This is a genomic window from Streptomyces sp. NBC_01198 (assembly GCF_036010485.1).
Taxonomy (GTDB): Bacteria; Actinomycetota; Actinomycetes; order Streptomycetales; family Streptomycetaceae; genus Actinacidiphila.
Window position 1 is genome coordinate 1,105,398 of record NZ_CP108568.1, and the last position, 25,554, is coordinate 1,130,951.

Annotated in this window: 24 protein-coding genes; 14 read left to right on the forward strand and 10 right to left on the reverse strand. The window is 72.0% G+C overall.

The window, feature by feature from the left end; all coding sequences use genetic code 11:
- The first annotated feature begins 25 nt into the window (after positions 1-25).
- The 6 genes from uvrA (at position 26) to OG702_RS04930 (ending at position 8,127) form a co-directional block, all read left to right on the forward strand.
- Positions 26-2,494, forward strand: coding sequence for an excinuclease ABC subunit UvrA (gene uvrA / locus OG702_RS04905; protein ID WP_327287643.1), 2,469 nt, complete (start codon positions 26-28; stop codon positions 2,492-2,494).
- A gap of 227 nt (positions 2,495-2,721) precedes the next feature.
- On the forward strand, positions 2,722-4,167 hold the full coding sequence (locus OG702_RS04910; protein ID WP_327287644.1) for a DUF4331 domain-containing protein: 1,446 nt from the start codon (positions 2,722-2,724) through the stop codon (positions 4,165-4,167).
- 101 nt (positions 4,168-4,268) lie between these two features.
- Positions 4,269-5,591 (forward strand): tetratricopeptide repeat protein, encoded by a 1,323-nt coding sequence (locus tag OG702_RS04915; protein WP_327287645.1) that lies wholly within the window; start codon positions 4,269-4,271, stop codon positions 5,589-5,591.
- A complete protein-coding gene (locus OG702_RS04920; protein ID WP_327287646.1) occupies positions 5,588-7,249 on the forward strand; it encodes a HoxN/HupN/NixA family nickel/cobalt transporter in 1,662 nt (553 codons plus the stop codon). Before OG702_RS04915 ends, OG702_RS04920 begins: the two co-directional genes overlap by 4 nt.
- Before the next feature lie 43 nt (positions 7,250-7,292).
- On the forward strand, positions 7,293-7,604 hold the full coding sequence (locus OG702_RS04925; protein ID WP_327287647.1) for a hypothetical protein: 312 nt from the start codon (positions 7,293-7,295) through the stop codon (positions 7,602-7,604).
- Positions 7,605-7,776: 172 nt separating this feature from the next.
- Positions 7,777-8,127 (forward strand): chaplin, encoded by a 351-nt coding sequence (locus tag OG702_RS04930; RefSeq protein ID WP_327287648.1) that lies wholly within the window; start codon positions 7,777-7,779, stop codon positions 8,125-8,127.
- A gap of 86 nt (positions 8,128-8,213) precedes the next feature.
- Here OG702_RS04930 and OG702_RS04935 read toward each other — a convergent pair whose 3' ends face one another.
- On the reverse strand, positions 8,214-8,846 hold the full coding sequence (locus OG702_RS04935) for a ThuA domain-containing protein (RefSeq protein WP_442814301.1): 633 nt from the start codon (positions 8,844-8,846) through the stop codon (positions 8,214-8,216).
- Positions 8,847-9,079: 233 nt separating this feature from the next.
- Here OG702_RS04935 and OG702_RS04940 point away from each other — a divergent pair, with 233 nt between their 5' ends.
- The 4 genes from OG702_RS04940 to OG702_RS04955 all read left to right on the forward strand — a co-directional run bounded on the left by OG702_RS04940 (position 9,080) and on the right by OG702_RS04955 (position 12,451).
- Entirely contained in the window at positions 9,080-9,826 is a 747-nt protein-coding gene (locus OG702_RS04940; protein WP_327287650.1) for an MBL fold metallo-hydrolase, read from the forward strand.
- Positions 9,827-10,073: 247 nt separating this feature from the next.
- Positions 10,074-10,727, forward strand: a complete 654-nt coding sequence (locus tag OG702_RS04945) for a TetR/AcrR family transcriptional regulator (protein WP_327287651.1) — start codon at positions 10,074-10,076, stop codon at positions 10,725-10,727.
- Between the two features lie 122 nt (positions 10,728-10,849).
- Entirely contained in the window at positions 10,850-11,512 is a 663-nt protein-coding gene (locus tag OG702_RS04950; protein ID WP_327287652.1) for a hypothetical protein, read from the forward strand.
- A gap of 105 nt (positions 11,513-11,617) precedes the next feature.
- Positions 11,618-12,451: an isoprenyl transferase gene (locus tag OG702_RS04955; RefSeq protein WP_327287653.1), complete on the forward strand. Its 834-nt coding sequence runs from the start codon at positions 11,618-11,620 to the stop codon at positions 12,449-12,451.
- A 7-nt stretch (positions 12,452-12,458) separates the two neighbouring features.
- Here the strand turns inward: OG702_RS04955 and OG702_RS04960 are convergent, their stop codons facing one another.
- The 8 genes from OG702_RS04960 to OG702_RS04995 are packed head-to-tail and all read right to left on the reverse strand — an operon-like array spanning position 12,459 to position 20,702.
- Positions 12,459-13,880: an NADH-quinone oxidoreductase subunit N gene (locus OG702_RS04960; protein ID WP_327287654.1), complete on the reverse strand. Its 1,422-nt coding sequence runs from the start codon at positions 13,878-13,880 to the stop codon at positions 12,459-12,461.
- Positions 13,877-15,379: a complex I subunit 4 family protein gene (locus OG702_RS04965; protein WP_327287655.1), complete on the reverse strand. Its 1,503-nt coding sequence runs from the start codon at positions 15,377-15,379 to the stop codon at positions 13,877-13,879. The genes OG702_RS04960 and OG702_RS04965 overlap by 4 nt, the downstream gene beginning before the upstream one ends.
- A 5-nt stretch (positions 15,380-15,384) precedes the next feature.
- Positions 15,385-17,259, reverse strand: coding sequence for a proton-conducting transporter transmembrane domain-containing protein (locus OG702_RS04970; RefSeq protein WP_327287656.1), 1,875 nt, complete (start codon positions 17,257-17,259; stop codon positions 15,385-15,387).
- Positions 17,256-17,561, reverse strand: a complete 306-nt coding sequence (locus OG702_RS04975) for an NADH-quinone oxidoreductase subunit NuoK (RefSeq protein ID WP_327287657.1) — start codon at positions 17,559-17,561, stop codon at positions 17,256-17,258. Before OG702_RS04975 ends, OG702_RS04970 begins: the two co-directional genes overlap by 4 nt.
- A complete protein-coding gene (locus tag OG702_RS04980) occupies positions 17,558-18,127 on the reverse strand; it encodes an NADH-quinone oxidoreductase subunit J (RefSeq protein ID WP_327287658.1) in 570 nt (189 codons plus the stop codon). Before OG702_RS04980 ends, OG702_RS04975 begins: the two co-directional genes overlap by 4 nt.
- A 19-nt stretch (positions 18,128-18,146) precedes the next feature.
- Positions 18,147-19,076: an NADH-quinone oxidoreductase subunit H gene (locus OG702_RS04985; RefSeq protein ID WP_327287659.1), complete on the reverse strand. Its 930-nt coding sequence runs from the start codon at positions 19,074-19,076 to the stop codon at positions 18,147-18,149.
- Positions 19,069-20,361: a hypothetical protein gene (locus OG702_RS04990; RefSeq protein WP_327287660.1), complete on the reverse strand. Its 1,293-nt coding sequence runs from the start codon at positions 20,359-20,361 to the stop codon at positions 19,069-19,071. The genes OG702_RS04985 and OG702_RS04990 overlap by 8 nt, the downstream gene beginning before the upstream one ends.
- Positions 20,352-20,702, reverse strand: coding sequence for an NADH-quinone oxidoreductase subunit A (locus OG702_RS04995; RefSeq protein ID WP_327287661.1), 351 nt, complete (start codon positions 20,700-20,702; stop codon positions 20,352-20,354). Before OG702_RS04995 ends, OG702_RS04990 begins: the two co-directional genes overlap by 10 nt.
- Before the next feature lie 557 nt (positions 20,703-21,259).
- On the opposite strand from OG702_RS04995, the gene biuH reads away from it, so the two are divergent.
- The 4 genes from biuH (at position 21,260) to OG702_RS05015 (ending at position 25,023) form a co-directional block, all read left to right on the forward strand.
- On the forward strand, positions 21,260-21,973 hold the full coding sequence (gene biuH, locus OG702_RS05000) for a biuret amidohydrolase (RefSeq protein WP_327293090.1): 714 nt from the start codon (positions 21,260-21,262) through the stop codon (positions 21,971-21,973).
- Positions 21,974-22,053: 80 nt separating this feature from the next.
- Positions 22,054-22,785 (forward strand): cysteine hydrolase family protein, encoded by a 732-nt coding sequence (locus tag OG702_RS05005; RefSeq protein WP_327287662.1) that lies wholly within the window; start codon positions 22,054-22,056, stop codon positions 22,783-22,785.
- A 132-nt stretch (positions 22,786-22,917) separates the two neighbouring features.
- Entirely contained in the window at positions 22,918-24,591 is a 1,674-nt protein-coding gene (locus tag OG702_RS05010) for a regulator (protein ID WP_327287663.1), read from the forward strand.
- Between the two features lie 33 nt (positions 24,592-24,624).
- Positions 24,625-25,023 carry an AtzH-like domain-containing protein gene (locus tag OG702_RS05015; protein ID WP_327287664.1) on the forward strand — a complete coding sequence of 133 codons (399 nt, stop codon included), beginning with the start codon at positions 24,625-24,627 and terminating at the stop codon, positions 25,021-25,023.
- A 48-nt stretch (positions 25,024-25,071) separates the two neighbouring features.
- Here OG702_RS05015 and OG702_RS05020 read toward each other — a convergent pair whose 3' ends face one another.
- Positions 25,072-25,521, reverse strand: coding sequence for a DUF1931 family protein (locus OG702_RS05020; protein ID WP_327287665.1), 450 nt, complete (start codon positions 25,519-25,521; stop codon positions 25,072-25,074).
- Positions 25,522-25,554 lie beyond the last annotated feature (33 nt).

Genomic DNA, 25,554 nt, shown 5'->3' on the forward strand with positions numbered 1-25,554 from the left:
CGTCGCGATGAGGTAGTCAGGAGCGGTGAGCAAGGACGCGACCGACCTCTTCGTGCATGTCCGGGGTGCCAGTGAGAACAACCTGCGGAACATCGATGTCGACATTCCGCGGGACGCGATGGTCGCCTTCACGGGTGTCTCCGGTTCGGGCAAGTCCTCGCTCGCCTTCGGCACCCTCTACGCGGAGGCCCAGCGGCGCTACTTCGAGTCCGTGGCGCCGTACGCCCGACGGCTCCTGCAGCAGGTCGGCGCACCGCACGTGCAGGAGATCACCGGACTGCCACCGGCCGTGGCCCTGCAGCAGCGACGCGGGTCGCCCAGCTCGCGCTCGACGGTCGGCACCATCACCACGCTGTCCAATCTGTTGCGCATGCTGTACTCCCGCGCGGGCACCTATCCGCCGGGGGCAGCCCGACTGGAGGCCGAGTCGTTCTCACCCAACACCGCGGCCGGCGCCTGCCCGGAGTGCCACGGGCTGGGCGTGGTGCACGACGTCGCCGAGGACCTGCTTGTCCCGGACCCCTCGCTGAGCATCCGCGAGGGGGCGATCGCCGCCTGGCCCGGCGCCTGGCAGGGCGCCAACCTGCGCAGTGTCGTGAGCGGCCTGGGGATCGACATCGACCGACCGTGGCGCAGGCTCAGGAAGAAGGACCGGGACTGGCTGCTGTACACCGACGAGCAGCCCTCCGTGTACATCGAGCCGGAGGAGGAGCGCGTCGACTACGGCTACCAGGGCAAGTTCTGGAGCGCGCGCAAGCACGTCATGCACGTCCTCGCCGACTCCAAGAGCGACAAGATGCGCGAACGGGCGCTCCGGTTCGTCAGGAGTGTGCCCTGCCCCGTGTGTCACGGCAGCGGGCTGCGGCCCGAGGCGCTCGCCGTGACCTTCGCGGGACGTTCCATCGCCGAGATCAACGCGATGCCGCTCACCGAGGTCGTGGCGCTGCTGCGGCCCGTCGCGGAGCGGTCCGAGGCCGACGCCACCACGTCGACCGCCCGATCCGGGGAGACGACCGAGGTCGCGGTCCGGATCTGCGGCGACCTGGTCGCGCGGGTCGACGTGCTGCTCGACCTCGGGCTCGGATACCTCAGCCTCGGGCGCCGCTCGACGAGCCTGTCGCCCGGCGAGGCGCAGCGCCTGCGGATCGCCACCCAGCTGCGCTCGGGGCTGTTCGGCGTCGTCTACGTCCTCGACGAACCCTCCGCGGGCCTGCACCCGGCCGACGCGGAACCGCTGCTGGACGTGCTGGACCGCCTCAAAGCGGCGGGCAACACGCTCTTCGTCGTGGAGCACGACATGGACGTCGTACGGCGGGCCGACTGGGTGGTCGACATCGGCCCCGGCGCGGGCGAGGGCGGCGGACGCGTGCTGTACAGCGGCCCGGTCGCCGGTCTTGAGCAAGTCGGGACGTCGGCCACGAGCCAGTACCTGTTCGGGCGCGCCCAGCCGCTCGCCCACCGCCCGCGCACACCGCACGGCTGGCTGCACCTGAGCGGCGTCTCCCGCCACAACCTGCGCAACGTGTCCGTCGACGTACCGCTCTGCGTACTGACGGCGGTGACGGGCGTGTCCGGTTCAGGAAAGTCGACGCTGGTGACGCAGGTGCTCGCCGAGGTCGTCCGCGGCCACCTCGGACTCGTACCCGAGGAGCCGGAGGAGGCGCAGCTGGAGGTCGACGTCCAGGACGCGTCGGGCGTCGAGTCGTTCGACCGGCTGGTCCGGGTGGACCAGCGGCCCATCGGCCGGACTCCCCGGTCCAACCTCGCCACGTACACCGGGATGTTCGACGCGGTGCGCAAGCTGTACGCGGGGACGGACGAGGCCCGGGCGCGCGGCTACTCGGCCGGGCGGTTCTCCTTCAACCTGCCCGACGGGCGGTGCGAGACCTGCCAGGGCGAAGGATTCGTCGCGGTGGAACTGCTGTTCCTGCCCGGCACCTACGCGCCATGCCCGACCTGCCATGGCGCCCGGTACAACGCCGAGACGCTGGAAGTCACCTACCGCGGCAAGAACATCGCGGAGGTGCTGGGGCTGTCCGTCGACGACGCCGCCGCGTTCCTGTCCGCCGTCCCGGCCGCCTCCCGCAGCCTGGAGACGTTGCGCGAGGTGGGACTGGGGTACCTGCGGCTGGGGCAGCCCGCGACGGAGCTCAGCGGCGGTGAGGCGCAACGCATCAAACTGGCCACCGAACTGCAACGAGCCCGCCGCGGGCACGCGCTCTACCTGCTCGACGAGCCGACGGCGGGTCTGCACCCCTCGGACATCGCGCTGCTGCTGCGACAGCTGCACCGGCTCGTCGACGCCGGCAACACGGTCGTCCTCGTCGAGCACGACCTCGACACGATCGCCACCGCCGACTGGGTCATCGACCTCGGTCCGGGCGGCGGCGACGCGGGCGGGCGGGTGGTGGCGGCGGGCCCGCCGACCGATGTGGCGCGGGCCCGCCGCAGCGCCACCGCGCCCTACCTCGCGGCCCGGCTCGCGCGCTCCTGACGACGCCGCGGACGCCGCCTGCCACCTGTTCGAGTCCCCTGCGTCCTCCGTGGCCGTCAGCCGAGGTCGGGATGTCCCTTTACACCTCCGGGCGGAAGATTTATGGGCCTTCCGGGTGAATTCCACCGGCTCGACCCATCCCGGCACCCGGTGGGGACGAACTGGCAGGAACGTGTGATCCGGCCCGCAGGGCCGCGTCCTCCTCCTCCCCCAGAGAAAGCCCCTCGATGACCCTTCGCAGAAAACCGGCCGGCATCGGCCGGCGGAAGTCGGCCGCCCTCCTGCTCACGCTGAGCACCGCGGTCGCGGGTGCGGCGCTGGCCGGTCCCGGCGCCGGCGTCGGCCAGGCGTCCAGCCACCGCGAGGCGCCGCTGATCGCCTCGGACCCGCAGGTCGACAACACCGATCTCTACGCGTTCTCCAGCCCCGACAAGTCCGACACGGTGACGCTGGTCGCGAACTGGTACCCGTTCCAGGAGCCCAACGGCGGGCCGAACTTCTACCCGTTCGCCACCGACGCGCACTACGACATCAACATCGACAGCCAGGGCACCGGCAAACCGGACCTCACCTACCGGTGGACGTTCCGCAACGAGGACCGCCGCGGCGACAAGACGTTCCTGTACAACAACGGGGTCGTCAACAACCTCACCGACCCGACCCTGCTGTTCCGCCAGCACTACACGCTGCAGGAGATCAGGGCCGGCCACCGCCCCGTCACGCTGGTCAGGGACGCCATCGCCGCCCCGTCCAATGTCGGCAAGGCGTCCATGCCGAACTACGGGCGGCTGCGGAACCAGGCGACCCGCAGGCTGCCCGGCGGCGGGCAGACCGTGGCGAGCCAGGCGGCCGACCCGTTCTTCCTCGACCTGCGGATCTTCGACCTCCTCTACGGCGGGAACCTCAGCGAGACCGGCCACAACACGCTCAACGGCTACAACGTGAACACCCTGGCCATCCAGGTGCCCAAGTCCGCGCTGGCCTACCGCGGCAACGCCACGCGTAACCCGGTCGTCGGAGTGTGGAGCACCACCGAGCGGCGTACGTTGCAGCTGAGCCCCGGCAAGGCCACCCCCACCGGCCCCTACGTGCAGGTCTCCCGGCTGGGCAACCCGCTGGTCAACGAGGCGGTCGTCCCCGCGGGCCTGAAGAACGCCTTCAACGCCCTGCCGCCGTCCCAGGACCACAACCAGCCCAGGCTCGTCGGACGAGTCCTCGACCCCGAGGTGCCCAAGCTCATCCAGAAGATCTACGGCATCCCCGCCCCCGCCACCCCGCGCACCGACCTCCAGGAGATCTTCCTGACGGGCATCGCGAAGGCGGCCGGCGGCCCGCTGGCGGTCGACCTCAACTCGCAGCTGCTGAACAAGGACATCGACAAGCGGCGCTTCGTGCCCGCGGAGGAGCTGCGGCTGAACATGTCGACCCCGGTCACGGCGGACCCGAACCGGCTCGGCGTGCTCGCCGGCGACTTCCAGGGCTTCCCGAACGGGCGGCGCATGGGTGACGACGTCGTCGACATCGCCCTGCAGGTGCTCGAAGGCGCCACGCCCGGGCACCTCGTCCAGGCCCTGGCCGCCGGCGACGGCGTCAACGGTCCCGGCCGCCCCTTCACGGGCACGTTCCCGTACATCGCGCTGCCCTTCACCGACGCGGTGAACCAGGCCGGATGACCCCACGGGCGCCCGGTGCGGACACGGAGCCACCGGCCCGCACCGGGCGCCCGCCCCGCTTACGGACGCCGCACCGCCTTCGAGCCGAGGACACGAACTCCATGCGCCGCCTTGCACTGATCGCCACCGCCGCCGCGCTGTGTGCCGGCCTGACCGGCTTCGCGGTACTCGAGCACTCCGCGGATCCGCCCGGTCCCCCGGCGCCGCTGTCGGCGCCGGGCCGCGGCGACAGCGTGCCGGGCGGTCCGCAGAGCATGGGCGCGGTGATCACCAAGCTGCAGGCAGGGCTGCGACAGCAGCCGGCCGACGCGGCCGGCTGGGCGCAGCTCGGCTCCGCCTACGTCGAACAGGCCCGGCTCACCGTCGACCCGACCCTCTACCCGAAGTCCGAGTCCGCGCTGCGCCGTTCACTGGCGCTTCAGCCGCAGGACAACACCGCCGCCCTGACCGGTATGGCCGGACTCGCCAACGCCCGGCACCAGTTCGGCCAAGCGCGCGAATGGGCCGGCAAGGCTGTCGCCGTTGACCCGTACGCGTGGGCGCCCTACGGCGCGCTCAACGACGCGCTGACCCAGCTCGGCGACGACCCCGCCGCGCAGGACGCCGTCCAGCACATGCTCGACCTCCACCCGTCCACCGAGTCCTTCACCCGCGCCTCCTACGCCCTGGAGCTGCACGGTCGTACCACCGAGGCCGCGCAGGCGCTCCAACGCGCCCTGGACGACGCCTCCTCCCCCGCCGACGTGGCCTTCTGCCAGCACTACCTGGGCGAACTCGCCTTCAACACCGGCCATCCCCAGCAGGCCCTCGACCACTACCACCGGGCGCTCGCGGCCGACCCCACCTACACCGCCTCGCTCGCCGGTTCCGCCCGCGCCGAGGCGGCGCTCGGCCAGACCGACCGCGCCGTCACCGACTACCGCGCCGCCGTCGCACGGGTGCCGCAGCCGCAGTACGTCCTGGAACTCGGCGAGTTGCTGCAGTCGCTCGGCCGGGACGGCGAGGCACGGACGGAGTACGGGGTGCTGCGGGCCGAGCAGGAGCTCTTCGCCGCCAACGGCGTGGTGGACGACCTCAACCTCGGCCAGTACCAGGCCGATCACGGCGACCCGCAGCTCGCCGTCACCCTGCTGACCGCCGAATGGCACCGGCGGCACAGCGTGTTGGTCGCCGACGCGCTGGGCTGGGCGCTGCACCGCGCGGGACGGGACGCCGCCGCACTCCCGCTCGCCCGGCAGGCCGACCGGCTGGGCTGGCGCGACGCCCTGCTGCGCTACCACCGCGGCGTCATCGAGCAGTCCCTCGGCGACGACGCCTCGGCGCGTACCGACCTGGCCGGCGCGCTCGCCGCCAACCCGCACTTCTCCCCGCTCCACGCGCCCGACGCCCGTACGCGCCTGGCCCGGCTGCAAGGACACCGATGACCTTCCCCGCGGGCATCCCGCTCCGCCGCGTGGCCCTGCTGCTTGCCGCCGTCCCGGCCCTGCTCTGGGCGGCGGCCGGACCGGTGGCCGCCCACCCGCTGGGCAACTTCACCGTCAACCGTTACGACGGCCTCACCGTGCGCGCCGACCGCGTCGACGACCTCGCGGTCGTGGACACCGCCGAGATCCCCACCCTCCAGGCCCAACCGGCCATGGACAGCGACCACGACGGCACCCTCAGTCCGGCGGAAGCCGCCGCCGAGGCCCGGCGTGCCTGCGCGGCCCTGGCCACCCGGGTCCGGGCCGGGGCGTCGACCTCGTCAGGTGGCTCGGTACGGCCGCTCGCCTTCCGGGTGACCAGCGGCTCCTACCGCCTCGTGCCCGGGCAGGCCGGCCTGGACACCGGTCGTCTGGCGTGCGCGCTGACCGCCCCGGCCGCGCTCGGCAGCGGCACGCAACTGCGGTTCACCTCCGGCGTGGACGACTCCCGTATCGGCTGGCACGAGATCACCGCCCGCGGGGCGGGCATCCGGATCGGCACCTCGAACGTACCCGCGCGTTCCGTGTCGCACGAACTGCACGCCTACCCCGCCGACCTGCTGTCCAGCCCCCTGGACACCCGGCAGGCCGCACTGGTGCTCGGCACCGGCAGCGGCGCCGCCACCGCCGCGAACGCACCGGACGCCGGTTGGGCCGCGGGCTGGTACGCCGCGCTCGACCGGCACCTGGGCGCGCTGACCGACCACCGCCGGCTCACTTTGCCCGTCGGCCTCCTGGCGGTCCTGATGGCCCTCGTCCTCGGCGCCGGGCACGCCGCCCTCCCCGGCCACGGGAAGACCATCATGGCCGCCTACCTGGCAGGCCGTCAGGGCCGGCCCCGCGACGCGGTCACCGTCGCGGGGACCGTCACGCTCACCCACACCGCCTCCGTCCTCGCCCTCGGCGTCGCGCTCAGCGTCTCCTCCGCCCTCGTCGGCGAGGACGTCCTGGGCTGGCTCGGTACGGCAAGCGGCCTCGTCATCACCGCGGCCGGGCTCTGGCTGCTGCCGGCCGCCCTGCGCACACTCCGCCTCCCGGCCACCACGGCGGCGCACGCGCACCCCGGCCACGACCACGACCACGGCGCCTCGCCACACAGCCACGAGCATGACCACCCGCACCCTCGGTCGCACCAGTCCCCTGAGGCCACGCCCCCCGGCCACGCGTCCGCCGCGTCCGCGTCGGCAACTGCGGTACTCGAGCAGGACGAGCCGGCCCGGGCCCAGAAACACGAGCACGCGCACACCCCCGGGTGGCTCGGCCGGCACCACCACCGCCATGACCCCGCTCCCCGCCGCGGCAAGGGCGGCCTGGTCGGCATCGGCATCGCCGGCGGCCTCGTCCCCAGCCCCTCCGCACTCGTCGTGCTGCTCGGGTCCATCGCCCTGGGCCGCACCGCCTTCGGCGTCCTGCTCGTGGTCTGCTACGGCCTCGGCATGGCCGCGACGCTCGCCGCCGCCGGACTGCTCCTGCTCAGGCTCCGCGACCGCGTCCCGGCCCTCGAAGGGGGCCGCTGGCACGCACTGGCCGGGTGGGGCGCACGGCTCACCCCGCTGGGCACCGCACTGCTCATCCTGGCCGTCGGCATCGGCACCGCCCTGCGGGCCGTACCGATGTGACGGCGCCACCGACCCCGCGTGACCCACCCCCGAGGAGACCGCCATGCCGCCCCACCCCGCCCGCACCGCGGCGCTGCTGCTCGCCGCCGTCGCCCTGACAGCCTGCGGCGCCTCCGGACCCCGCACCGGCGCCCTCGACCGCGGCTCCCCCGGCACGCACCCCACCTGCCGGGTGCACCAGCACGTACTGCCGGGCGCCGACTACACCGCCGGGAAGGACAGCGCGCCGCTGGCCGTCCTGGACATGCTCCGCTACTACACCGCCCAGCACGATCTGCCCTTCTGCGACCACCAGCCGCCCAGCACGCAGGACACCGCCTGGACCGGGCTCTACGAGCGACTTACCAGCCGCTGACCGAGCACCGCGGCCGGCTCACCCGGCGCTGACGCCCATCAGGGTCGGATTCGGAGCCGGACGGGTGATACCGGCAGGTTGAACCAAACCTCGCAGGCCGCCGGGCCGAAGCTCGCATGACAGTCGGCAGCTACGGACAGCCGCCGACGCACCACACGACTCTGGAGAAGCAATGAAAGCAATCCGCAGGGGTGCCACGCTGACCGCACTGGCCGCCGGAATCCTTCTGGCCGCGGGCGGCGTCGCCGCCGCCGACTCCGACGCGACCGGCGCCGCGATCGGCTCGCCCGGCGTCCTGTCCGGCAACGTCATCCAGATCCCGATCGACATCCCGGTCAACGCGTGCGGCAACTCCGTCAACCTCCTCGGCATCCTCAACCCCGCCTTCGGCAACACCTGCGCCAACGTCAGCTCCCACAAGAGCTTCCGGAACGACGACGCCGGCATGGACTACAACAGCTCCTCCGCCGACGCGGGCAGCCGTTCCGACATGCGCGCCATGGAGCCGGACGACTGCGAGTGACGTCACGCAGTCGTACCCGGTGATCGCGACCGGCTCCCCGTCCCCGGCTCGGTGACGAGTCGGGGACTCCGCCGCACGCCTAACGGCTACCGCCGCGGGCCGACCGCAGGAGCGCCGGGCTCATCCCCCGGTCCCACCGGCGACCCGGATTCGCGGCTGAGCCAGGAGACGCAGCGCGTCAGCAGCTCCGCATGCTCCGGGGAGTCGAAGGAGCTCAGGTCGTGCCCCAGCGCGTTGTAGACCGTGCGGCCCTTGCCGGTCGGACGCGCCCATATCAGGGGGTGCGTCCTCGAACCGTCCGTGTGGAAGTACAGCGGAACGATGCCGCTGACCAGGTCCAGGTCGCTGTAGCGCTCGTCGTGGACCCAGAAGTCGCCGAGCCCTTCGCTGATCGGGTGCACGGCCGTGCTTCTCCGGATCAGGCTCCGGCCGATCGGCGGGTGGAAAGTCCTGCCGTGGTCCCATGCGGCTCCGACAGCCGACCGCCAGCCTGGCAGCCCCGGGAAGGCGATGGCGGAACTGTGCATCGCCAGGAGTCCCCCGCCGCGGGTGAGGAATTCATCGAGACGGCGACCGAACTCCCCATCTTCCGGGATGGGTTTGGTCCTGTTGGCGCTCGCGTTGACGAGCAGGACGTGTGCGCTCTTCAGCGCCGTGCCGAGATCGGCAACAGAGGTGACGATCTCGACCGCGTGGGCGGGCGCCAGCAGCTCGGCCATTCTTGCGCTGGTCTCCGGCAGCGGATGCCATGGATCGGCGTGCGGTCCTTCGCCGCTCAGGATGACTACTCGCGTCGGTCCGGCCATTCGGCTCTCCCGGGGGTGAGGGTGGTTGAAGGTTCTTCCCCCCGCCGGCCTGGCGGAACGGGTTGCTCCGAGGTCGCCATACACAGTGTACGACACCATGTATGGTTGATCAGAGACCGCGACAGGAGACCGAGGGAAATCAGTTCATGAACGACATCGCCGTCACCTACATAGGAGGGCCCACCGCACTCCTCGAGTACGGAGGCCTCCGCTTCCTCACCGACCCCACCTTCGACAACGCCCAGACTTACAAGCCGCGGAACGGCTTCGCTCACACGAAGACCCGCGGACCCGCACTGGCGCCGGGCGACCTGGGCACCATTGACGTGGCCCTGCTGTCGCACCACCACCATGCTGACAACCTCGACACGCTGGGCGAGCAGTTCCTGCGGGGCCTGCCCCTCACCATCAGCACCACCAAGGCCGCGGCGGACCTCGGTGGCACGGTCACGGGCCTTGAGCCGTGGTCGTCCCGGCAGATCGGCGAGGTGACGGTCACCGCCGTTCCGGCACTGCACGGCCCTCCCGGTTCGGAGAGTCGCGGGCCCGTCATCGGGTTCGTCCTCCAGACCGGGAACTCGCCGCGCGTGTATATCAGCGGTGACAACGCCTCCCTCTCCCATGTCGAATCCATCGCCGGGCGCTTCGGGAAGATCGACATCGCACTCCTCTTCGCCGGAGCCGCCCGCCTTCCTGTCGCAGAGGGGAACCTCACGATGTCGTCCGCCGACGCGGCGCTGGCCGCGGAAATCCTGGCCAGTGACATCGTCGTGGGATTGCACACCGAGGACTGGGCGCACCTCAGCGAGACCAGGGACGACTTCCGTAAGGCATTCGCCGGAAAGGGAATCTACCGGGAGACCCCGCGGGCACTCCGGGTGGAATTGAATTAGCGTCTGCTGCGGATCGGCTACGGCGGACTCAGCTGCGCCGGCCGCTCCGATCGGCGGCACGCCGCAGCCGGTGAGGGCCGAGGCGAGGACAGCCCGGGGCTGACCGCGCTGCGGTGCGCAGGGTGAACCTCGGCGCAACGCGCCCGGCAATGGCGGTCAAGGCGGCGGGCGATGCCCTGCGAGCGGGGTCGGCTTTGCGCGGGCGATCGAGACGACCGGCCGCTGGACCGTGATCTAAGATTCGCCCATGGCCTCCATCACCCGTAAGTCCTCCCACGAAGCAGAAGAGAATCGTGCGGCAGTCGAGGCTCGCGTCCTCGCAGCGGTAGAGAAGATGCTCAATGAGGGAATGAGGTACACCGAGGTCAGTGTGCAGCGGATAATTCTCGAAGCAAAAATTGCGCGATCGACATTCTATGCGCATTTCCGCGACAAGGCCGACGTCCTGTCGCGCCTCGCGGCCGCGGTCAGAAAAGAGGTCTTCGAGGCCGCCGACAGCGTTTGGGACGCCATGGAGGTCTCGGACGGCGTGAGCGCGCTGACCCGGATCTTCGAGCAGGGAATCGCCGGGCATCGGCGGCATTTCGCAGTGCTGTCAGCGATCAGCGAGATGGCGACGTACGACTCGGGGGTGCGTGACTTCTACACGTCCGATCTCGACGACTTCGAAACGCGCGTCATCCGGGACCTGGAGAACCGCCGGCAGGCAGGGCTGACGGCGGCGAGTCTCGACCCGGCCGCGGCGAGCAAAGTCGTCGTCTGGGGTGGCGAGCAGGCGATCGCCCGTCATATCAGTACCGCCGATCCCAGCGGCGACGCCGCCTTCGCCCGGGAGCTCGCCGAGATCTGGTGGTACGGCGTGTACTGCCGCCGGCAGCAGCCCGCACCGCCAGCGAGCTGACACCCCCCGGGGGGCCGCTGATCATACATAGTGTCGAACACAATGTACGATCGATGCGTTCTGCCGCACCGTGCCCCGAACCGGCGCCAGATCGCACACCCCATCACCGGAGACAGATCCCCATGCTCACGGACATTCCCGCAGCGGGCCCGGCACCCGACAGCCACGAGCCCGTGGGCACAGCGCGCGGCGCCGCCCCTCGTCCGCCGCACGGAACCGTCACCCGGGCGGCACGAACCATCACCGACGTTCTCCAGCCCCGCAACGTCCTGCTCGTCGGCATGACCGGAGTCGGCTGGGCCCCTGCGGAGAGGTGGACGGGCATCCTTTGGGGGCTGTTCGGGGCCCTGTGCGCAGGCGTCATCCCCGCCGGGTACGTCGAGTGGCACCGCAAGCGGGGAACCTGGGGCGACCGGCACGTCGTGGACCGCACCCAATGCGCCCCGATCTTCCTCGTGATCCTCAGCTCGATCGGCGTGGGACTCGCCGTGATGTCACTCGGCCACGCACCGGCCGACGTCATCACGGCGATGATCGCCTCCTGGGCCATGACGATCGTCCTGCTGGCCGTCAACACCGGCTGGAAGATCAGCGTGGACGCCGCGGTGGCGTCCTCCGCCGTGGCGATCCTCGCCGTCGTGCACTCGCCGTGGTGGGCGTGCGCCTACCTCCTGGTGGCCGCGGTGTGCTGGTCCCGGGTGGTGCTGGCCTACCACACCACCGCCCAGACGCTCGCGGGCGCGACCCTCGGCGCGACCACCGCCATGGCCTTCCTCGTTCCCTGAGGACGCCTGCCGCCGGTCGGTGCGCGCCCGCGCCGCCGAGCGCCCCCATCCGCGGCGCAGCGCCGCGCAGCAACAGCAGCAGACACAGCAAGGAGTCGACAAGACATGGTGCCAACACCCCATCGGTTCCTGGGCCGGAACCGGACCTCGTACCGCACGCCCGACCCGCACCCCTCGGGCGCCCGGCCGCCCAAGCTCCCGGCGGAGCTGGTGCCCAAGCACGTCGCGGTGATCATGGACGGCAACGGCCGCTGGGCCAAGGAGCGCGGCCTGCCCCGCACCGAGGGCCACAAGGTCGGCGAGGGCGTCGTCCTCGACGTCCTCAAGGGCTGCCTGGAGATCGGCGTCAAGAACCTCTCGCTCTACGCCTTCTCCACCGAGAACTGGAAGCGCTCGCCGGAGGAGGTGCGCTTCCTGATGAACTTCAACCGGGACGTCATCCGCCGCCGCCGGGACGAGATGGACGAGCTGGGCATCCGCATCCGCTGGGTCGGCCGCATGCCGAAGATGTGGAAGTCGGTGGTCCAGGAACTCCAGGTCGCCCAGGAGCAGACCGTCGACAACGACGCCATGACGCTGTACTTCTGCGTGAACTACGGCGGACGGGCCGAGATCGCCGACGCCGCCCAGGCGATGGCCCGCGACATCGCCGCCGGGCGGCTGGACCCGTCGAAGGTCAACGAGAAGACCTTCGCCAAGTACCTCTACTACCCCGACATGCCGGACGTCGACCTCTTCCTGCGGCCCAGCGGGGAGCAGCGCACGTCCAATTACCTGCTGTGGCAGAGCAGCTACGCGGAGATGGTCTTCCAGGACGTCCTCTGGCCGGACTTCGACCGCCGCGACCTGTGGCGGGCCTGCATGGAGTACGCCTCCCGCGACCGCCGGTTCGGCGGCGCCGTTCCGAACGAGGAACAGGTGCTGAACGGCAGGCTCTGACGCCGCGTCAGGGCGCCAGGTCTCCCGCTCCGAAAGGGAGGACCGCTCCGCCGGCGAGGCCGAGGACGAGCGAGAGTGCTGCGGCGGTGTACGCCGTGGCGGCTGCCCAGGTGCCCAGAACGGCGTGGGCCTCGCCAGGGGCGGCCTCGGTGGTGGAGAAGAGGGGGACGAGCCAGCGCAGGTAGTAGAAGAGGGAGGCGACGGTGTTGGCGACGGCGAGGGCTGCGAGCCAGGTGGCGCCGCCGTCGACGGCCGCGCTGAAGATCTCGAGTTTGCCGAGGAAGACGCCAGTGGGCGGGGTGCCGACGAACCCGAGCAGGCACACCACAAGCACGGCGGTCAGACCGGGGCGGCGGGTGGCCAGGCCGCGGTAGTCCTCCAGGGTCTGGGCGTGGGGCAGTTCGGTGACAACGGCGAAGGCGCCGAGGTTGGTGGCGGCGTAGGCGGCAAGGTAGAACAGCAGGCTTTTCTGGGCGAGGTCGCTCCGGGTGGCGACGGCGAGGGCCATGAGGAGGTAGCCCACCTGGCTGATGGTGGAGTACGCGAGCAGGCGTGTGACGGACTTCTGGAAGAACGCGGCGAGGTTGCCCAGGGTCATGGTCACCGCAGCGAGGATCGCCAGCAGCAAGGGCCAGTTGACGCCGGTGTCCGCCAGGGCCTGGTGGAGCAGCCGGTAGCCGGCGATGAGGCCGCCGATCTTGGGCAGCGTGGTGACGTAGGCGGCGACCGGCGCAGGGGCGCCCTGGGTGACGTCGGGGACCCAGAAGTGGGCGGGTACGGCTCCCGCTTTGAACAGCGGCCCGGCCAGCACGGCGACCAGCCCGACGGCGACGAGCCCGTAAGGGGCGGCCGGCAGCGTGGCCAGCAGCCGGCGGTAGAGGGTGGCGTGCCCGGCGGCGTAGAGCAGGGCGGTGCCGGCGAGTAGGGCGGTGCCGAGCAGGGCGCCCATCAGGTAGTACTTCAGGGCTGCTTCTGTTCCGGTGGCGTCCTTGGCGAAGGCGGCCAGCGCGTAGGCGGGGATGCTGGCGAGCAGGTAGGCGGCGAACAGCGTCAGCAGGTCGTTCGCGCCGATCAGGGCCAGGGTGCCGGCGCCGGTCATCAGCAGCAGCACCCAGAACTCCGTCTCGCGTTTGTGGCCGCGGACGGTCTCCACCGACATGGCGATGACCAGCAGCAGGGAGCCCAGGCCGATCAGGCGGCCCGCGTCGGTGGCCGTGTCGACGGCGAACGTGTGGGAGAAGACGGTCTGTTCGCCGCCGGTGGCCATGGTGACCGCGGTCGCGGCCAGTCCGGTGACGCAGGCGGCAGCGGCGAGGACGGCGACATACCACTGGCGGCGGCGCGGCAGCCAGCAGCCGGCGAGCAGGCCGATGACGGCGGCGCCGAGCAGGGCGAGTTCCGGGATGAGAGCGGTCAGGTTCTGGTTCACCTGGCCACCAGCCCGGTCAGGGCGCGGCCTGCCGGTTCGATGACGTCCAGCAGCCAGCGCGGGGCGATGCCGATGATCAGGGCCACGGCCAGCAGTGTCACGGTCGGGATGGCCTCGCTGCGGCTCAGGTCGGTGATGCCGCCGGCGGGGGTGGTCTGCGGCAGCCGCGGGTGGCCGAGGAACATGGTGCGCAGGGCGCGCAGGAACAGGGCGGCGGTGATGAGGATGCCGGTCACCGCGATCGCGGTGGTGACGGGGCGGGAGGCGAGGGACCCGGTGAAGATCTGGAATTCGGCGATGAAACCGGAGAAGCCGGGGATGCCGAGGCTGGCGAACGCGGCGACGGCGGTGGCGGCGGCGAAGCGCGGAGTGTGCGCGGCCAGCCCCGAGTAGGCGTCGATGGCATAGGTGCGACCACGGTCGTAGAGCACCCCGGTGAGCAGGAAGAGGGCGCCGGTGATCAGGCCGTGGCTGACCATCTGGGTGACCGCGCCGGTCACCGCGAGCGAGCGGGCCTGGGCGTCGCTGCCGGCGAGGGTTCCGGCGGCGCCGACGGCGAGGACGATGTAGCCCATGTGGTTGACCGAGGTGTAGGCGATCATGCGCTTGAAGTCGGTCTGTGCCAGGGCCACCAGCGATCCGTAGAGGACGGATACGGCGCCGACGATGACGATGACCAGGGCGTAGTGGCGCCAGGAGCCGGGCAGCAGGGGCATGGCGATGCGGACGAAGCCGTAGGTGCCCATCTTCAGCAGGACCCCGGCCAGGATCGCCGAACCGGCGGCGGGGGCGTCGGTGTGGGCGGGCGGCAGCCAGGTGTGGAAGGGCACCGTCGGTGTCTTGACCGCCAGGCCGACTCCGATCGCCAGCAGCACCAGCCCGGCATAGGCTCCGCGCCCGGCCAGCGGGTCGGTGCGGGCCAGGTCGACGATGTCGAAGGTGTGCGGGGTTGCGGCCAGGTAGAGACCGATGAACCCCAGGAGCAGGGCGAGCGAGCCGAGGAAGGTGTAGAGGAAGAACTGCTGCGCCGCCGCCCGGGCGCGCTCTCCGTGGCCCCAGCCGGCGATGACGAAGAACATGCCGACGATGGACAGGTCGAAGAAGACGAAGAAGAGGATCAGGTCCAGGGCGACGAACAGCCCCATGCTGACCGTCTGCAGGAAAAGGAACAGGCACACGTAGGAGCGTGCCCGCCTGGTCTCGCGCAGCGAGTACACGGCAACGGCCAGGAAGAGCAGGCAGGTCATCGCCAGCAGCGGCAGGGACAGCCCGTCGACGCCGACGTGGTAGCCGACCCCGGCGCTGGGGATCCAGCGCAGCCGCTGCTCGTACTGCATCCCGCCGCCTGTGTCGAAGCCGGCCCACAGGGCGATGACCAGGGCCAGGTCGGCGGCGGCAGCCGCGATCCACACCCAGACGTACGCACGCGCGCCCAGGGTGCGCGAGGTCAGCAGCACCGCGCAGACCAGCAGCGGCAGGAAGGTGACGACACTCAGCACAGGGATTACCTCACCAACAGCACGATCAGGGTCAGCACCGCCAGGCCGATGGCGGCCTGGGCGTAGTACTGGTGCAGCAGCCCGGTCTGCGGGCGGCGCGCCCACCGGCCCAGGTGCCGCGCTCCGGCGGCGATCGCGTGGACGGCGGCGTCGATGCCGCTTTCGTCCACGCGGCGGGCGACCCGGGCCAGCGCCAGGGTGCCGCGGGCCGTCTGCCGCACGGCGGCGTCGACGGCCCGGTCGTCGAAGGCGGCCAGCGCCCGTGCGACGGCGAACACCGGGCGCACCACGCCGATTTCGGCAGCCCGTTCCAGAAGCAGCCACTGCTGTGCCCACCGCACCGCGGCGGTAGGGGGGCCCGGTGCCGGGCGGCCGGACCACCACCAGGCCGTTCCTGCGGCGGCGAGTGCAAGGCCGGCGGACAGGGCCAACTCCCAGGCCGCGGGCGCCGGTTCGGCGGGGGTACCGACCAGCCGCCTGAGCCATGAGGCGGGAGCGGGCAGGGCCAGCACGCCCAGGACCGCGGCGGCCCCGGTCAGCGCCCACACCGGCAGGGGAACTGCGCGCGGGACGCTGCGGGTGCCGTGCTGTTCGGTGTCGTAGCCGGCCTCCGCGTTCTCAGGCAGGGGGCGGGTGACATACCAGAGGGCCTTGACGCTGTAGACGGCCGCGACGGCGGCGCCGGCGAGCCCGACGACGTACAGGCCGGCGTTCTCGGCGCGGGCGGCGGCCAGGACTTCGTCCTTGGCCGCCCACAGCGACAGCGGGGGCAGCCCCGCGAGTGTCAGGGTGCCGAGGGCAAAGGCTGCGCCGAGCGTGCGGGGGTGTCCGACGGCGCCGCGCAGGGCGGACAACTCCTTGGTACCGAGGGCGGTCAGCCACGCTCCGGCGCCCAGGAACAGCGCCGACTTGGTCGCGGCGTGCGCGACCAGCTGGGTGACGCCGCCCGCCAGGGCGCCGCTGCCTGCGGCAAGGACCATGTAGCCGATCTGCGCGGCGGTGGAGGCGGCGAGCAGTTGCTTCAGGTCGCGCTGTACGGCGGCCACGATGCCCAGGGCCAGGGCGGTTACCGCTCCGGTCCAGGCCACCAGCGGCCCGGCCCACGCGGTGGCGGCCAGCAGCGGGTGCAGCCGCAGCAGCAGGTAGGCGCCGGCGGCGACCATGGTCGCCGAGTGCAGCAGGGCCGAGACCGGGCTGGGGCCCTGCATGGCCTTGGACAGCCAGAAGGAGAACGGCAGCTGGGCGGACTTGCCCAGGGCCGCGGCCACCACTCCGGCGGTGACCACCTCCAGCCACGGCGAGGCCGCCCGGGGCAGCGCGTCCAGGCGCAGGGAGCCGACGCCGCCGGCCAGCGCGGCCCCGGCCGCGAGATACAGGCCGAGGTCGGCGGTGCGTGTGGTGAGGAAGGAGACGCCGGCCGCGCGTACCCGCCCCTGCTCCTGCCACCGGTAGCCGATCAGCGCCCAGCTGGTGGCGCCCATGACCTCCCAGGCCATCAGCAGCAGCGGCAGGGTCGTCGCCGTGACGGTGACCAGCATCGCTCCGGCGAACAGCAGCATCAGTCCGAAGAACCGGCCGCGGTTCTCGTCCCGGCTGGAATCCGCCGCCGAGAAGAGCAGCACCCCCTCGGTGACCGCGGCGACGGTGACCACCATGACCGCGGACAGGCCGTCCACCGCCAGCCCGGCCTGCATCCCGCGGAACAGCGGCGCACTCGCCTCCGGCCGTACCAGCGCCGCGGCCACGGCCAGACCCAGCGTCGCCAGCGCCGCCACCACACCGAGGGCCGGGGCCGGGCGGTTGACGCCCCGCCCCGCCAGGGCGAGGGCGGCCCCGGCCCCCAGGGGGACGGCGATCAGCAGCCAGAGCAGCGCGCTCACCCCTTGAGCTCCGCGGCCATGTCGGTCATGTCGACCTGCCGGGCCCGATAGATCGCCGTGGTGACGGCGAAGCCCATGGCCATCTCCGCCGCCATCGCCACGACCGCCGCGATGACGACCACCTGGCCGCTCGGCGCGGCCGGGGCCAGGAAGTGCCAGAAGTCGGCGGCGGCGACGATGGTCCCGCCGATCATCAGCTCGATCCCCATCATGATCATGACGATGGACTGCTGGGACAGCGCCCCGAACAGACCGACGCAGAACAGGCCAGCGGCCACCACCAGCAGCAGGTGGAAGGTCATCGGCCCACCCCTGCGCCGGCCGGGTCCTTCGCGGGCCGCTGGTCGAGATCGTCGCCGAACCGGTCGTAGCGGCCCCGGTGGGTGGCCAGCACGGTGGCGCCGACCATGGTGGCCAGCAGCACGAAGCCCAGCGTCACCATGGTCAGCATCTGATCGCCCATCAGCGCCGTACCGGCCTGGAAGGTGGTGTCCTTCGGCCGGACCCCCGTGCGCCCGGGCCACGGCACCGCGAAGATCCCGGCGACCAGGGCGGCGAAAACCACGGCGCTGACGACCAGGGAGCCGCCCTTGTTGTGCAGCATCGACATCGGCATCAGACCGGCCGGGTTCATCATGTAGGCGATCATGAACACGGCCATGATCAGCATCTCCATGACCATCATCAGCACGATCACCACCCCCAGATAGGGCAGCCCGAGCACGGTCACCACGCCCCCGACGCAGCACAGGGACGCCAGCAGCGCGAAGGTGACACGGGCCATCGAGTCGAGGGTGAACACCAGCACGCCGCAGGCCGGGGCAAGCACGCCCAGCACGCCCAGCAGGACCAGGTCGGTCGTACTCAAGAGGTGGTCCCTTCGCTCGTCATCGGTTCAGGTTCACCAGGGCCGGGACCAGCACCTGCACGATCGTCAGCGGGATGAGCACCACCCAGGCCAGCTCCACATAGCGGTCCGCGCGGATCATCGGCAGCCGGCGTGCGGCCAGCACCAGCACGGCCAGCACCAGCAACGTCTTGACCAGCGACCACGCCCAGTCCGGCAGTACGGGGCCGGCGCCGCCGCCCAGGAACAGCGGCGCCGCCATCGCCGCGCCCGCGGCCAGCCACAGCCACCGCCCGGCCTGCAGCAGCAGCCGGTCCACCCCGCCGATCTCGCCCAGCACGCCGCCGGCGAGGTCCCGGCCGGCGGGATAGCCGAACGGGCCCGTGAAGCTGAAGGCGAGCACCCCGGCCAGGTAGACGACGAAGGCCACCGGCATCCACACCGCGTACCACAGGCCGTGCTGCGCGGCGGCGATGTCGGTCACCCGCAGGGACTGCGCCCCGGTGGCCGTCGAGATCAGCGCGAACATCAGCGGCAACTCGTACGCCAGGCCCTGGGCCAGGAAGCGGTAGCCGCCGACGAGGGAGAAGGCCGCGTCGGGCCCCCACCCGGCCAGCCACAGCCCGGCCCAGGTCAGCACCTCCATGGCGTTGAACCAGACCACCCCGACCGACAGGTCGGCCAGCACCGTGTCACCGAACGGGATCACCAGGGTGGACAGCACCGCGGCCACCGGCACCAGGACCGCACCGGCCCGCCACAGCAACACATCCGCACCGGGCAGGCGACGTGGCTGCGCCAGCACGGCCCGCGGCACACCGGTGAACGGCCGCACCGCGACCGCCACGGTCACCGGCCGCCCCGCGTCCCTGGCGTCGAGGACCGCGGTGAAGGCCACCGCGAGCACCGCCAGCGCCAGCAGCATCGCGGGTGCCGCCAGCAGCGTCCACCACGCCCCCGGCTCACCCATGGGCCCCGGCTTCCCGCCGTGCGGCCGCGAGTTCGTCCAGGTCGGGGTCGAGGCTGGCCACGATGAGGCGCGCCGCGGCCAGCTCCGCACCGGTCAGCAGCTCCGGCAGCACCTTCATCAGCGCGGCCGACGGCGGACGGTCGTCCCTCCAGTAGCCGCGGGGGCCTTCGTCGGCCGCCGGGGCCAGCGGAGAGCCCTCGGCCAGCCGGCCCAGGTCGCGGCGGATGTCGGCAAGCCACTGCCGGTAGCGGTCGGCCACGTCCCCGCCGGCCCGCGCCGCCGGTCCGCTCACCCCGGCCTGACGCGCCTGCGCGGTGCTCAGCCGGCCGATGCCGCGGGTCAGCCAGGCCAGCGCCCGTGACCGTCCGACCCGGCGGGCGAAGCGGTCCAGCCGGAGCGCGACCGCGGTGCCGGGAGCACCGTCGAGAAGGTCGTCGCGCAGCCGGCGGGCCGCGACCGCCTCGGCGGGCCAACCGGCCACCGCCAGCAGTCGGGCCAGGCTGTCCAGATGGGCAGCCGCCCGACGCCTGGCCGCCTCCCCCGCCGTCACCGGCTCGCCCGCCGCGGCACGCAGCCACGGCTGCACCCAGAACGCTCCGCCCGCATGGCCGGGCGGCGCAGCTTCCCGGAGCTCGGCTTCCTGCACGACATCCCCCTGCAGGGTGACCCGGATGGTCAGGCCGGCCGGCCAGTCGGCGAGGAACGGGCCCAGCGGCACGTGCAGGCGATCCAGCGTCAGCCCGTCACGGTCCTCGCCCTGCTCGGCCATCGGCAGCCCGCCCGGCATCTCCATGCCCATGTCCATGTCCATGCCCCCGCCGCTGTGGCCCCCGTGGTGCCCGCCTCCGTGCGGGTGGCGAGAACCGGGGTCCTCTTCGTCTCCGCTCCCGTCAGCGCCCGCCGAGGTCTCCGGCTGTTTCCGGTCGGCGTCCCGGGCCGCTGCGGCGGCGGTTCCGGCCTGCTCGCGTTGACCGGCCGACGAACGAAGAAGGGCCCGGCCCTCGTCGAGGCGGGCACCTACGGCTCCGGCATCGGCCGCGTGGACCCGGGCACGAGGCGCGGGCAGGTCCCGCCAGAGCCGGTCCAACGCCCCATGCAGCCGCGGGCAGTCGGGCCCCACGACCAGGAGGAGATCCGCCTGGGCCGGGGTGGCCGCCGAAGGCCAGTCCCGGAGCCGCAGCAGGCGCCCGGCTTCCAGCCGGGCCGCCGTCCCGCCCGGCAGGGCGGCCAGCAGCACACGGGGCCGCGCGGCGGCAGCGCGCAGGGCCAGGCCGGTCACGTCCATCGCAGCGCGCCCTCCCGCCAGGCATGGACGACACCGGCCAGCAGGACCCCCAGGAAGACGAACATCTCGATCACCGCGCTGGGCCCCATGGCGGAGATCACCCGCGTCCATGGGTACATGAACACCATCTCCATGTCGAAGGCCAGGAAGAGCATCGCCACGGTGTACCAGCGCACGTGGAACCGGCTCACCGCGTGCTCTGCCGGCTCCAGTCCGGACCCGAACGGCGCGGCCGCGACCGCGTCCGAGGACAAGCGCACGCAAGCGGCCGCCCCGTACAGGCCGCCGACAGCCAGCACGGCGACGCCCAGCAGTGACAGAACCGCGTGCATGGCGCTCATCGCGCTCCACCACCCCGACGGGTGTCCGGCACGCGAACCCGGGCGGGTCGGGCCGGAAGGCCGGCGAGGGGCACGTCGTGGGGTGTGGCGGCCTCGGCGGCCATCCGTGCTCCTTTCCCTGTGCCGTTCGAGCCGGCCGCGTGCCCCGAGGGGGGCAGGTGATCCGAACGCGCCGGCCGACAGTTCCTTCGAGGATCACGGCCGGGGCGCCGCATGGGGGTGTGGCGCGCCGCGCCGGAGGGCGTTTCCTTGCGGGCGGCGACCGGCGCGGGCCAATGCCGCACGCGCCCGCACCGGACGGCTCACCGCAGCCACCCGCGCACCCGAGCCGTCCACCGCCTGACCTCCGGCGCCCCGGGGCATGACATCGCACGCCGGTAGCCGGCCCGGTCGCGGAAAGCCGCCGGCCGCTTCATGTCCGCGTAACGCGGCGACCGTTCGGCCGAAACCTGGTCTCCCATAATGGGCAATACCGAAATGGCCCAGCGTACGTGCAGCACCTTCGCGCAACCCCGCTTCACCATCCTGGGGGGTCAATGGACGGCAGCGTGCCCGAGATGCAGCAGGCCCCGGCGGTTCTCGTCGGTCCGGTCACCGCGGAGCCCTACGCGTGGCCCTACGACGTGTCCGTGCCTGCCACCCGCGTCGCCCTGCTCTGTATCGACTGGCAGACGGACTTCTGCGGCCCCGGCGGATATGTGGACTCCATGGGTTACGACATCTCGCTGACCCGCGCCGGGCTGCCCGCGACGCAGAAACTGCTCGCGCACGCCCGCTCGGTCGGCATGCTCGTGGTCCACACCCGTGAGGGCCACACCGCGGACCTGTCGGACCTGCCGGCCAACAAGCGCTGGCGATCGGCCCGGATCGGGGCGGAGATCGGCGGGGACGGTCCGTGCGGCCGGATCCTGGTCCGGGGCGAGCCCGGCTGGGAGATCGTCCCCGAAGTCGCCCCGCTGGCCGGTGAGGTGGTGGTGGACAAGCCCGGCAAGGGGGCGTTCTACGCCACCAATCTCGACCTCGTGCTCCGTACCCGGGGCATCACCCATCTGATCCTCACCGGCATCACCACCGACGTATGCGTCCACACCACCATGCGGGAGGCCAACGACCGCGGCTACGAGTGCCTGATCCTCTCCGACTGCACCGGGGCGACGGACCCGTCGAACCATGAAGCCGCACTCCACATGGTCACCATGCAGGGCGGCGTCTTCGGCTGCGTGTCGACCTCGGACGACGTGATCGCCGCCACGGCCGCGGCACTTCCGTAGTCACCTCCGTGCACGCGTCCGGTCCCGCCCGGACCGCCGGCGTCACGCCATGACCCGCTGGACGAAGGCAGGAACCGCACATGGGAGTCCCCCACCCGCTCGTAGCCTACGCCGCCCCGTACCCCTTCTCCTTCGACCTCGCCACCACCGCCCTGGTCCTCATCGACATGCAGCGGGACTTCCTTGAACCCGGCGGGTTCGGCGCCAGCCTGGGCAACGACGTGGACGAACTGCGCCGCACCATCGCCCCGTTGCGAGCCGTACTCGACGCCTGCCGCGCCGCCGGCATGACGGTCGTGCACACCCGCGAGGGGCACCTGCCGGATCTGTCCGACTGCCCGCCGAGCAAGCTGCTGCGGGGCAGCCCCAGCCTCAGGATCGGTGACCCGGGCCCGAAGGGCCGGATACTGGTTCGCGGCGAGGAGGGCCACGACATCATCGAGGAACTCTACCCGGCAGCGGGCGAGACGGTGATCGACAAGCCCGGCAAGGGCGCCTTCTACGCAACCGGTCTCGGTGATCTGCTGGCGGCCCGCGGCATTCGCCGTCTGGTGGTCACCGGTGTCACCACCGAGGTGTGCGTGCACACCACGGTCCGCGAGGCCAACGACCGCGGCTACGAGTGCCTGGTGCTGTCGGACTGCGTCGGCTCGTACTTCCCCGAGTTCCAGCGGGCCGGACTGGAGATGATCAGCGCGCAGGGCGGCATCTTCGGCTGGACGGCCGAATCGGCCGCGTTCCTGCGTGCGTTGGCCACCGCCGCGACCGTCTCCCCCGATTCCGCGGAAACCGCCGCCCGGCCGGCCTCGTAACGGCTCGGCCTCGGCCCGCCCGCGCCCCCGCCCCACCTGCTACCCGCCACCCGCCGCCCACCGGGCCGCCTGACGAAGGGTCGTCCCGCCATGCCCGCCTTCCGCCGCGCCACCGCAGTCGAGAACAGACCCATGCCCCTCCCGCTGTGGGTAAGGGGTGACACCAACGCCTTCTTCGGACTCGGCGTCAACGTCCTTGTCAATGTGCTGACCCTGACCGGGCTGTGCCTGGGAGTCGTCAAGATCCCGGGCCACGACGTCTTCCACACGATCCTGCCGGCCCTCGGCATCGCCCTGATCGTGGGCAACCTCTACTACGCCTACCTCGGCCGCAGACTCGCCATGCGGGAGGGGCGGCCGGACGTCACCGCGATGCCGTACGGACCCAGCGTGCCGCACATGTTCATCGTCGTCTTCGTCATCATGCTGCCGGTCTACCTGAAGTCCAAGGATCCCCTGCTGGCGTGGAAGGCCGGCGTCGCGTGGGCCTTCATCATCGGCGTCATCGTGCTCATCGGCGCCTTCGTCGGCCCCTACATCCGCCGCTACGCGCCCCGCGCCGCGCTGCTCGGCACCCTCGCGGGTATCTCCATCTCCTTCATCTCCATGCGGCCGGCCGGCCAGATGTGGGACAAGCTGTGGATCGCGCTGCCGGTCTTCCTGCTCCTGCTCATCGGCCTGATGACCGACATCAGGCTGCCGGGGAACATCCCGATCGGGCTCGCCGCCCTGCTGGTGGGCACCGCGATCGGCTGGGCCGGCGGGGCGATGTCCGGATCGGCGGTCTCCTCGGCGGCGGGCGACATCACTCTCGCCCTGCCGAGCCTGCATCTCGGCACCCTGTTCTCCGGTCTGTCCGGCGTCTCACCCCTGCTCGCCACCGCCATACCGCTGGGCGTCTACAACTTCACCGAGGGCATGACCAACGTCGAGAGCGCCGCCGCCGCCGGTGACTCCTACAACCTGCGCTCGGTGCTGCTGGCCGACGGCGCCGGCGCCGTCATCGGCTCCGCGCTCGGCTCCCCCTTCCCGCCCGCGGTGTACGTCGGACACCCGGGGTGGAAGAAGGCCGGCGGACGTACCGGTTACTCGCTGGCCACCGGCGCGGTCATCGCCCTGATGTGCTTCCTCGGTATGTTCAGCCTGCTGGGCGCGATCCTCCCGGTGGCCGCGATCGTGCCCATCCTGCTCTACATCGGCCTGCTCATCGGCGCCCAGGCCTTCCAGTTCTCCCCCAGGGCGCACGCCGCCGCCGTCGTGGCCGCGCTGGTGCCGAACATCGCCTCCTGGGCCGTGGGCCAGATGGACGACGCACTCGCGGCGGCCGGGACCACCGCCGCGAAGGTCGGCGAGGCCAACCTCGAATCGTCGGGCGTCGTCTACCACGGCCTGATGGTGCTCGGTGAGGGCGCGATCCTGGCCGGCCTGATCCTGGGCGCGCTCGTCGCCTTCGTCATCGACAAACGGTTCGTGCCTGCCGCCGTCGTGGCCCTGTTCGGCTCGGCGCTCTCCTTCGTGGGGCTGATCCACGCCCCGAAGGTCGGCTGGGACGAGAACGGCGGTGTGTCCGTCGGCTACCTCTTCGCCGCCGTGCTGTGCGGCGCCCTCGCGCTGACGCACCCGGCGGCCCGCGTCCCGGACGCGGACGAGCTCGAACTCGACCGGCTGCACGGCGGTGACCGCGCCGCCCCGGCCCCGGAACCGCGGCCGGAACCCGCCCTGGCGGGTGTCGCCACCGGGACGGACGAACCCGCCGGTCCCGGCGAACCGGCCCATCGCCCGGTCGCCCCGGCACCGACCGACTGACCCTGTCCCGCCACGACGAACGGAAGAGAGCGGATGGATGTGGACCTGCCGCAGACGGTCGCCGAGGTGACGGCGGCCTTCGCGGGCTACGAGGAAGCCCTCGTCGCGGACGACCGTGCCGCCATCGCGGGGTACTTCTGGGACTCCCCCGGCACGGTCCGCTTCGGGATCGCCGACCATCAGACCGGGGCGGCGGAGATCCGCGACTGGCGGTGGCAGCAGCCCCCGCTCCCCGCAGGCCGCAAGCTCTTCGAGACCCTCATCAGCACGTTCGGCACCGAATTCGCCCTCGTCACCACGTTGTTCGCCTACCCGGGCGCCGCGGCCACCGGCCGCCAGACCCAGGCCTGGGCCCGCTTCCCCGCCGGCTGGCGGATCGTCAGCGCCCATGTGTCGGAGATCCCCGACGCCGCCCGGACCACGCCGGCGTGAGGGGGCCCGAGCGGCCCCGCCGCGTGCGCAGGCCGCACGGCCTCACCATCAGATCAGCAGGTCGAACAATTCGAAGGCTTCGTCCCACTGGTCCGTGGACGGCCGGCGGGTGTCGCGGGCGATGGTCTTGAGTGCACGGGCGAGCGCCACGCTGAGGCCGCCGGCCAGGTCGGGCAGCCGCTGCTCGGTCTCCTCGGCGGCGTCCATGCCGAGGGCGGGGCGGGCGGCGAGCTGGTCGAGCAGGGGACGCAGCTCGATGCCCTCCTCCAACTTCCGGAAAGCGTGGATGCTCTCCTGCAGGCCCTTGGTGACCGGCAGGTCCTGCGGCTCGATGATGTCCCGGTTGTTGGCCTTCGCGTCGGCCGTGCCGCTGAGGAAGAGGTCGTAGAGCTTGGCGTCCACGAAGTCGTTGTAACGCTTGAGGTCGTTCTTGCTGACGTCGAGGCCGGCGGCCGCGCGGAAGAAACGCTCGAACTTGGGAACTCCCATGACGGGCATGCCATGTCACCTTCTCGATGTGTGGATGAGCTG

Bases quoted from the DNA above. Each gene is read 5' to 3' on its own strand.
- OG702_RS04910 (WP_327287644.1), top strand. From the start codon at position 2,722: ATGACCCTTCGCAGAAAACCGGCCGGCATCGGCCGGCGGAAGTCGGCC.
- OG702_RS04915 (WP_327287645.1), top strand. From the start codon at position 4,269: ATGCGCCGCCTTGCACTGATCGCCACCGCCGCCGCGCTGTGTGCCGGC.
- OG702_RS04920 (WP_327287646.1), top strand. From the start codon at position 5,588: ATGACCTTCCCCGCGGGCATCCCGCTCCGCCGCGTGGCCCTGCTGCTT.
- OG702_RS04925 (WP_327287647.1), top strand. From the start codon at position 7,293: ATGCCGCCCCACCCCGCCCGCACCGCGGCGCTGCTGCTCGCCGCCGTC.
- OG702_RS04930 (WP_327287648.1), top strand. From the start codon at position 7,777: ATGAAAGCAATCCGCAGGGGTGCCACGCTGACCGCACTGGCCGCCGGA.
- OG702_RS04935 (WP_442814301.1), bottom strand. From the start codon at position 8,846: ATGGCCGAGCTGCTGGCGCCCGCCCACGCGGTCGAGATCGTCACCTCT.
- OG702_RS04940 (WP_327287650.1), top strand. From the start codon at position 9,080: ATGAACGACATCGCCGTCACCTACATAGGAGGGCCCACCGCACTCCTC.
- OG702_RS04945 (WP_327287651.1), top strand. From the start codon at position 10,074: ATGGCCTCCATCACCCGTAAGTCCTCCCACGAAGCAGAAGAGAATCGT.
- OG702_RS04950 (WP_327287652.1), top strand. From the start codon at position 10,850: ATGCTCACGGACATTCCCGCAGCGGGCCCGGCACCCGACAGCCACGAG.
- OG702_RS04955 (WP_327287653.1), top strand. From the start codon at position 11,618: ATGGTGCCAACACCCCATCGGTTCCTGGGCCGGAACCGGACCTCGTAC.
- OG702_RS04975 (WP_327287657.1), bottom strand. From the start codon at position 17,561: ATGACCTTCCACCTGCTGCTGGTGGTGGCCGCTGGCCTGTTCTGCGTC.
- OG702_RS04985 (WP_327287659.1), bottom strand. From the start codon at position 19,076: ATGGGTGAGCCGGGGGCGTGGTGGACGCTGCTGGCGGCACCCGCGATG.
- OG702_RS04990 (WP_327287660.1), bottom strand. From the start codon at position 20,361: ATGGACGTGACCGGCCTGGCCCTGCGCGCTGCCGCCGCGCGGCCCCGT.
- OG702_RS04995 (WP_327287661.1), bottom strand. From the start codon at position 20,702: ATGAGCGCCATGCACGCGGTTCTGTCACTGCTGGGCGTCGCCGTGCTG.
- biuH (WP_327293090.1), top strand. From the start codon at position 21,260: ATGCAGCAGGCCCCGGCGGTTCTCGTCGGTCCGGTCACCGCGGAGCCC.
- OG702_RS05005 (WP_327287662.1), top strand. From the start codon at position 22,054: ATGGGAGTCCCCCACCCGCTCGTAGCCTACGCCGCCCCGTACCCCTTC.
- OG702_RS05010 (WP_327287663.1), top strand. From the start codon at position 22,918: ATGCCCCTCCCGCTGTGGGTAAGGGGTGACACCAACGCCTTCTTCGGA.
- OG702_RS05015 (WP_327287664.1), top strand. From the start codon at position 24,625: ATGGATGTGGACCTGCCGCAGACGGTCGCCGAGGTGACGGCGGCCTTC.
- OG702_RS05020 (WP_327287665.1), bottom strand. From the start codon at position 25,521: ATGCCCGTCATGGGAGTTCCCAAGTTCGAGCGTTTCTTCCGCGCGGCC.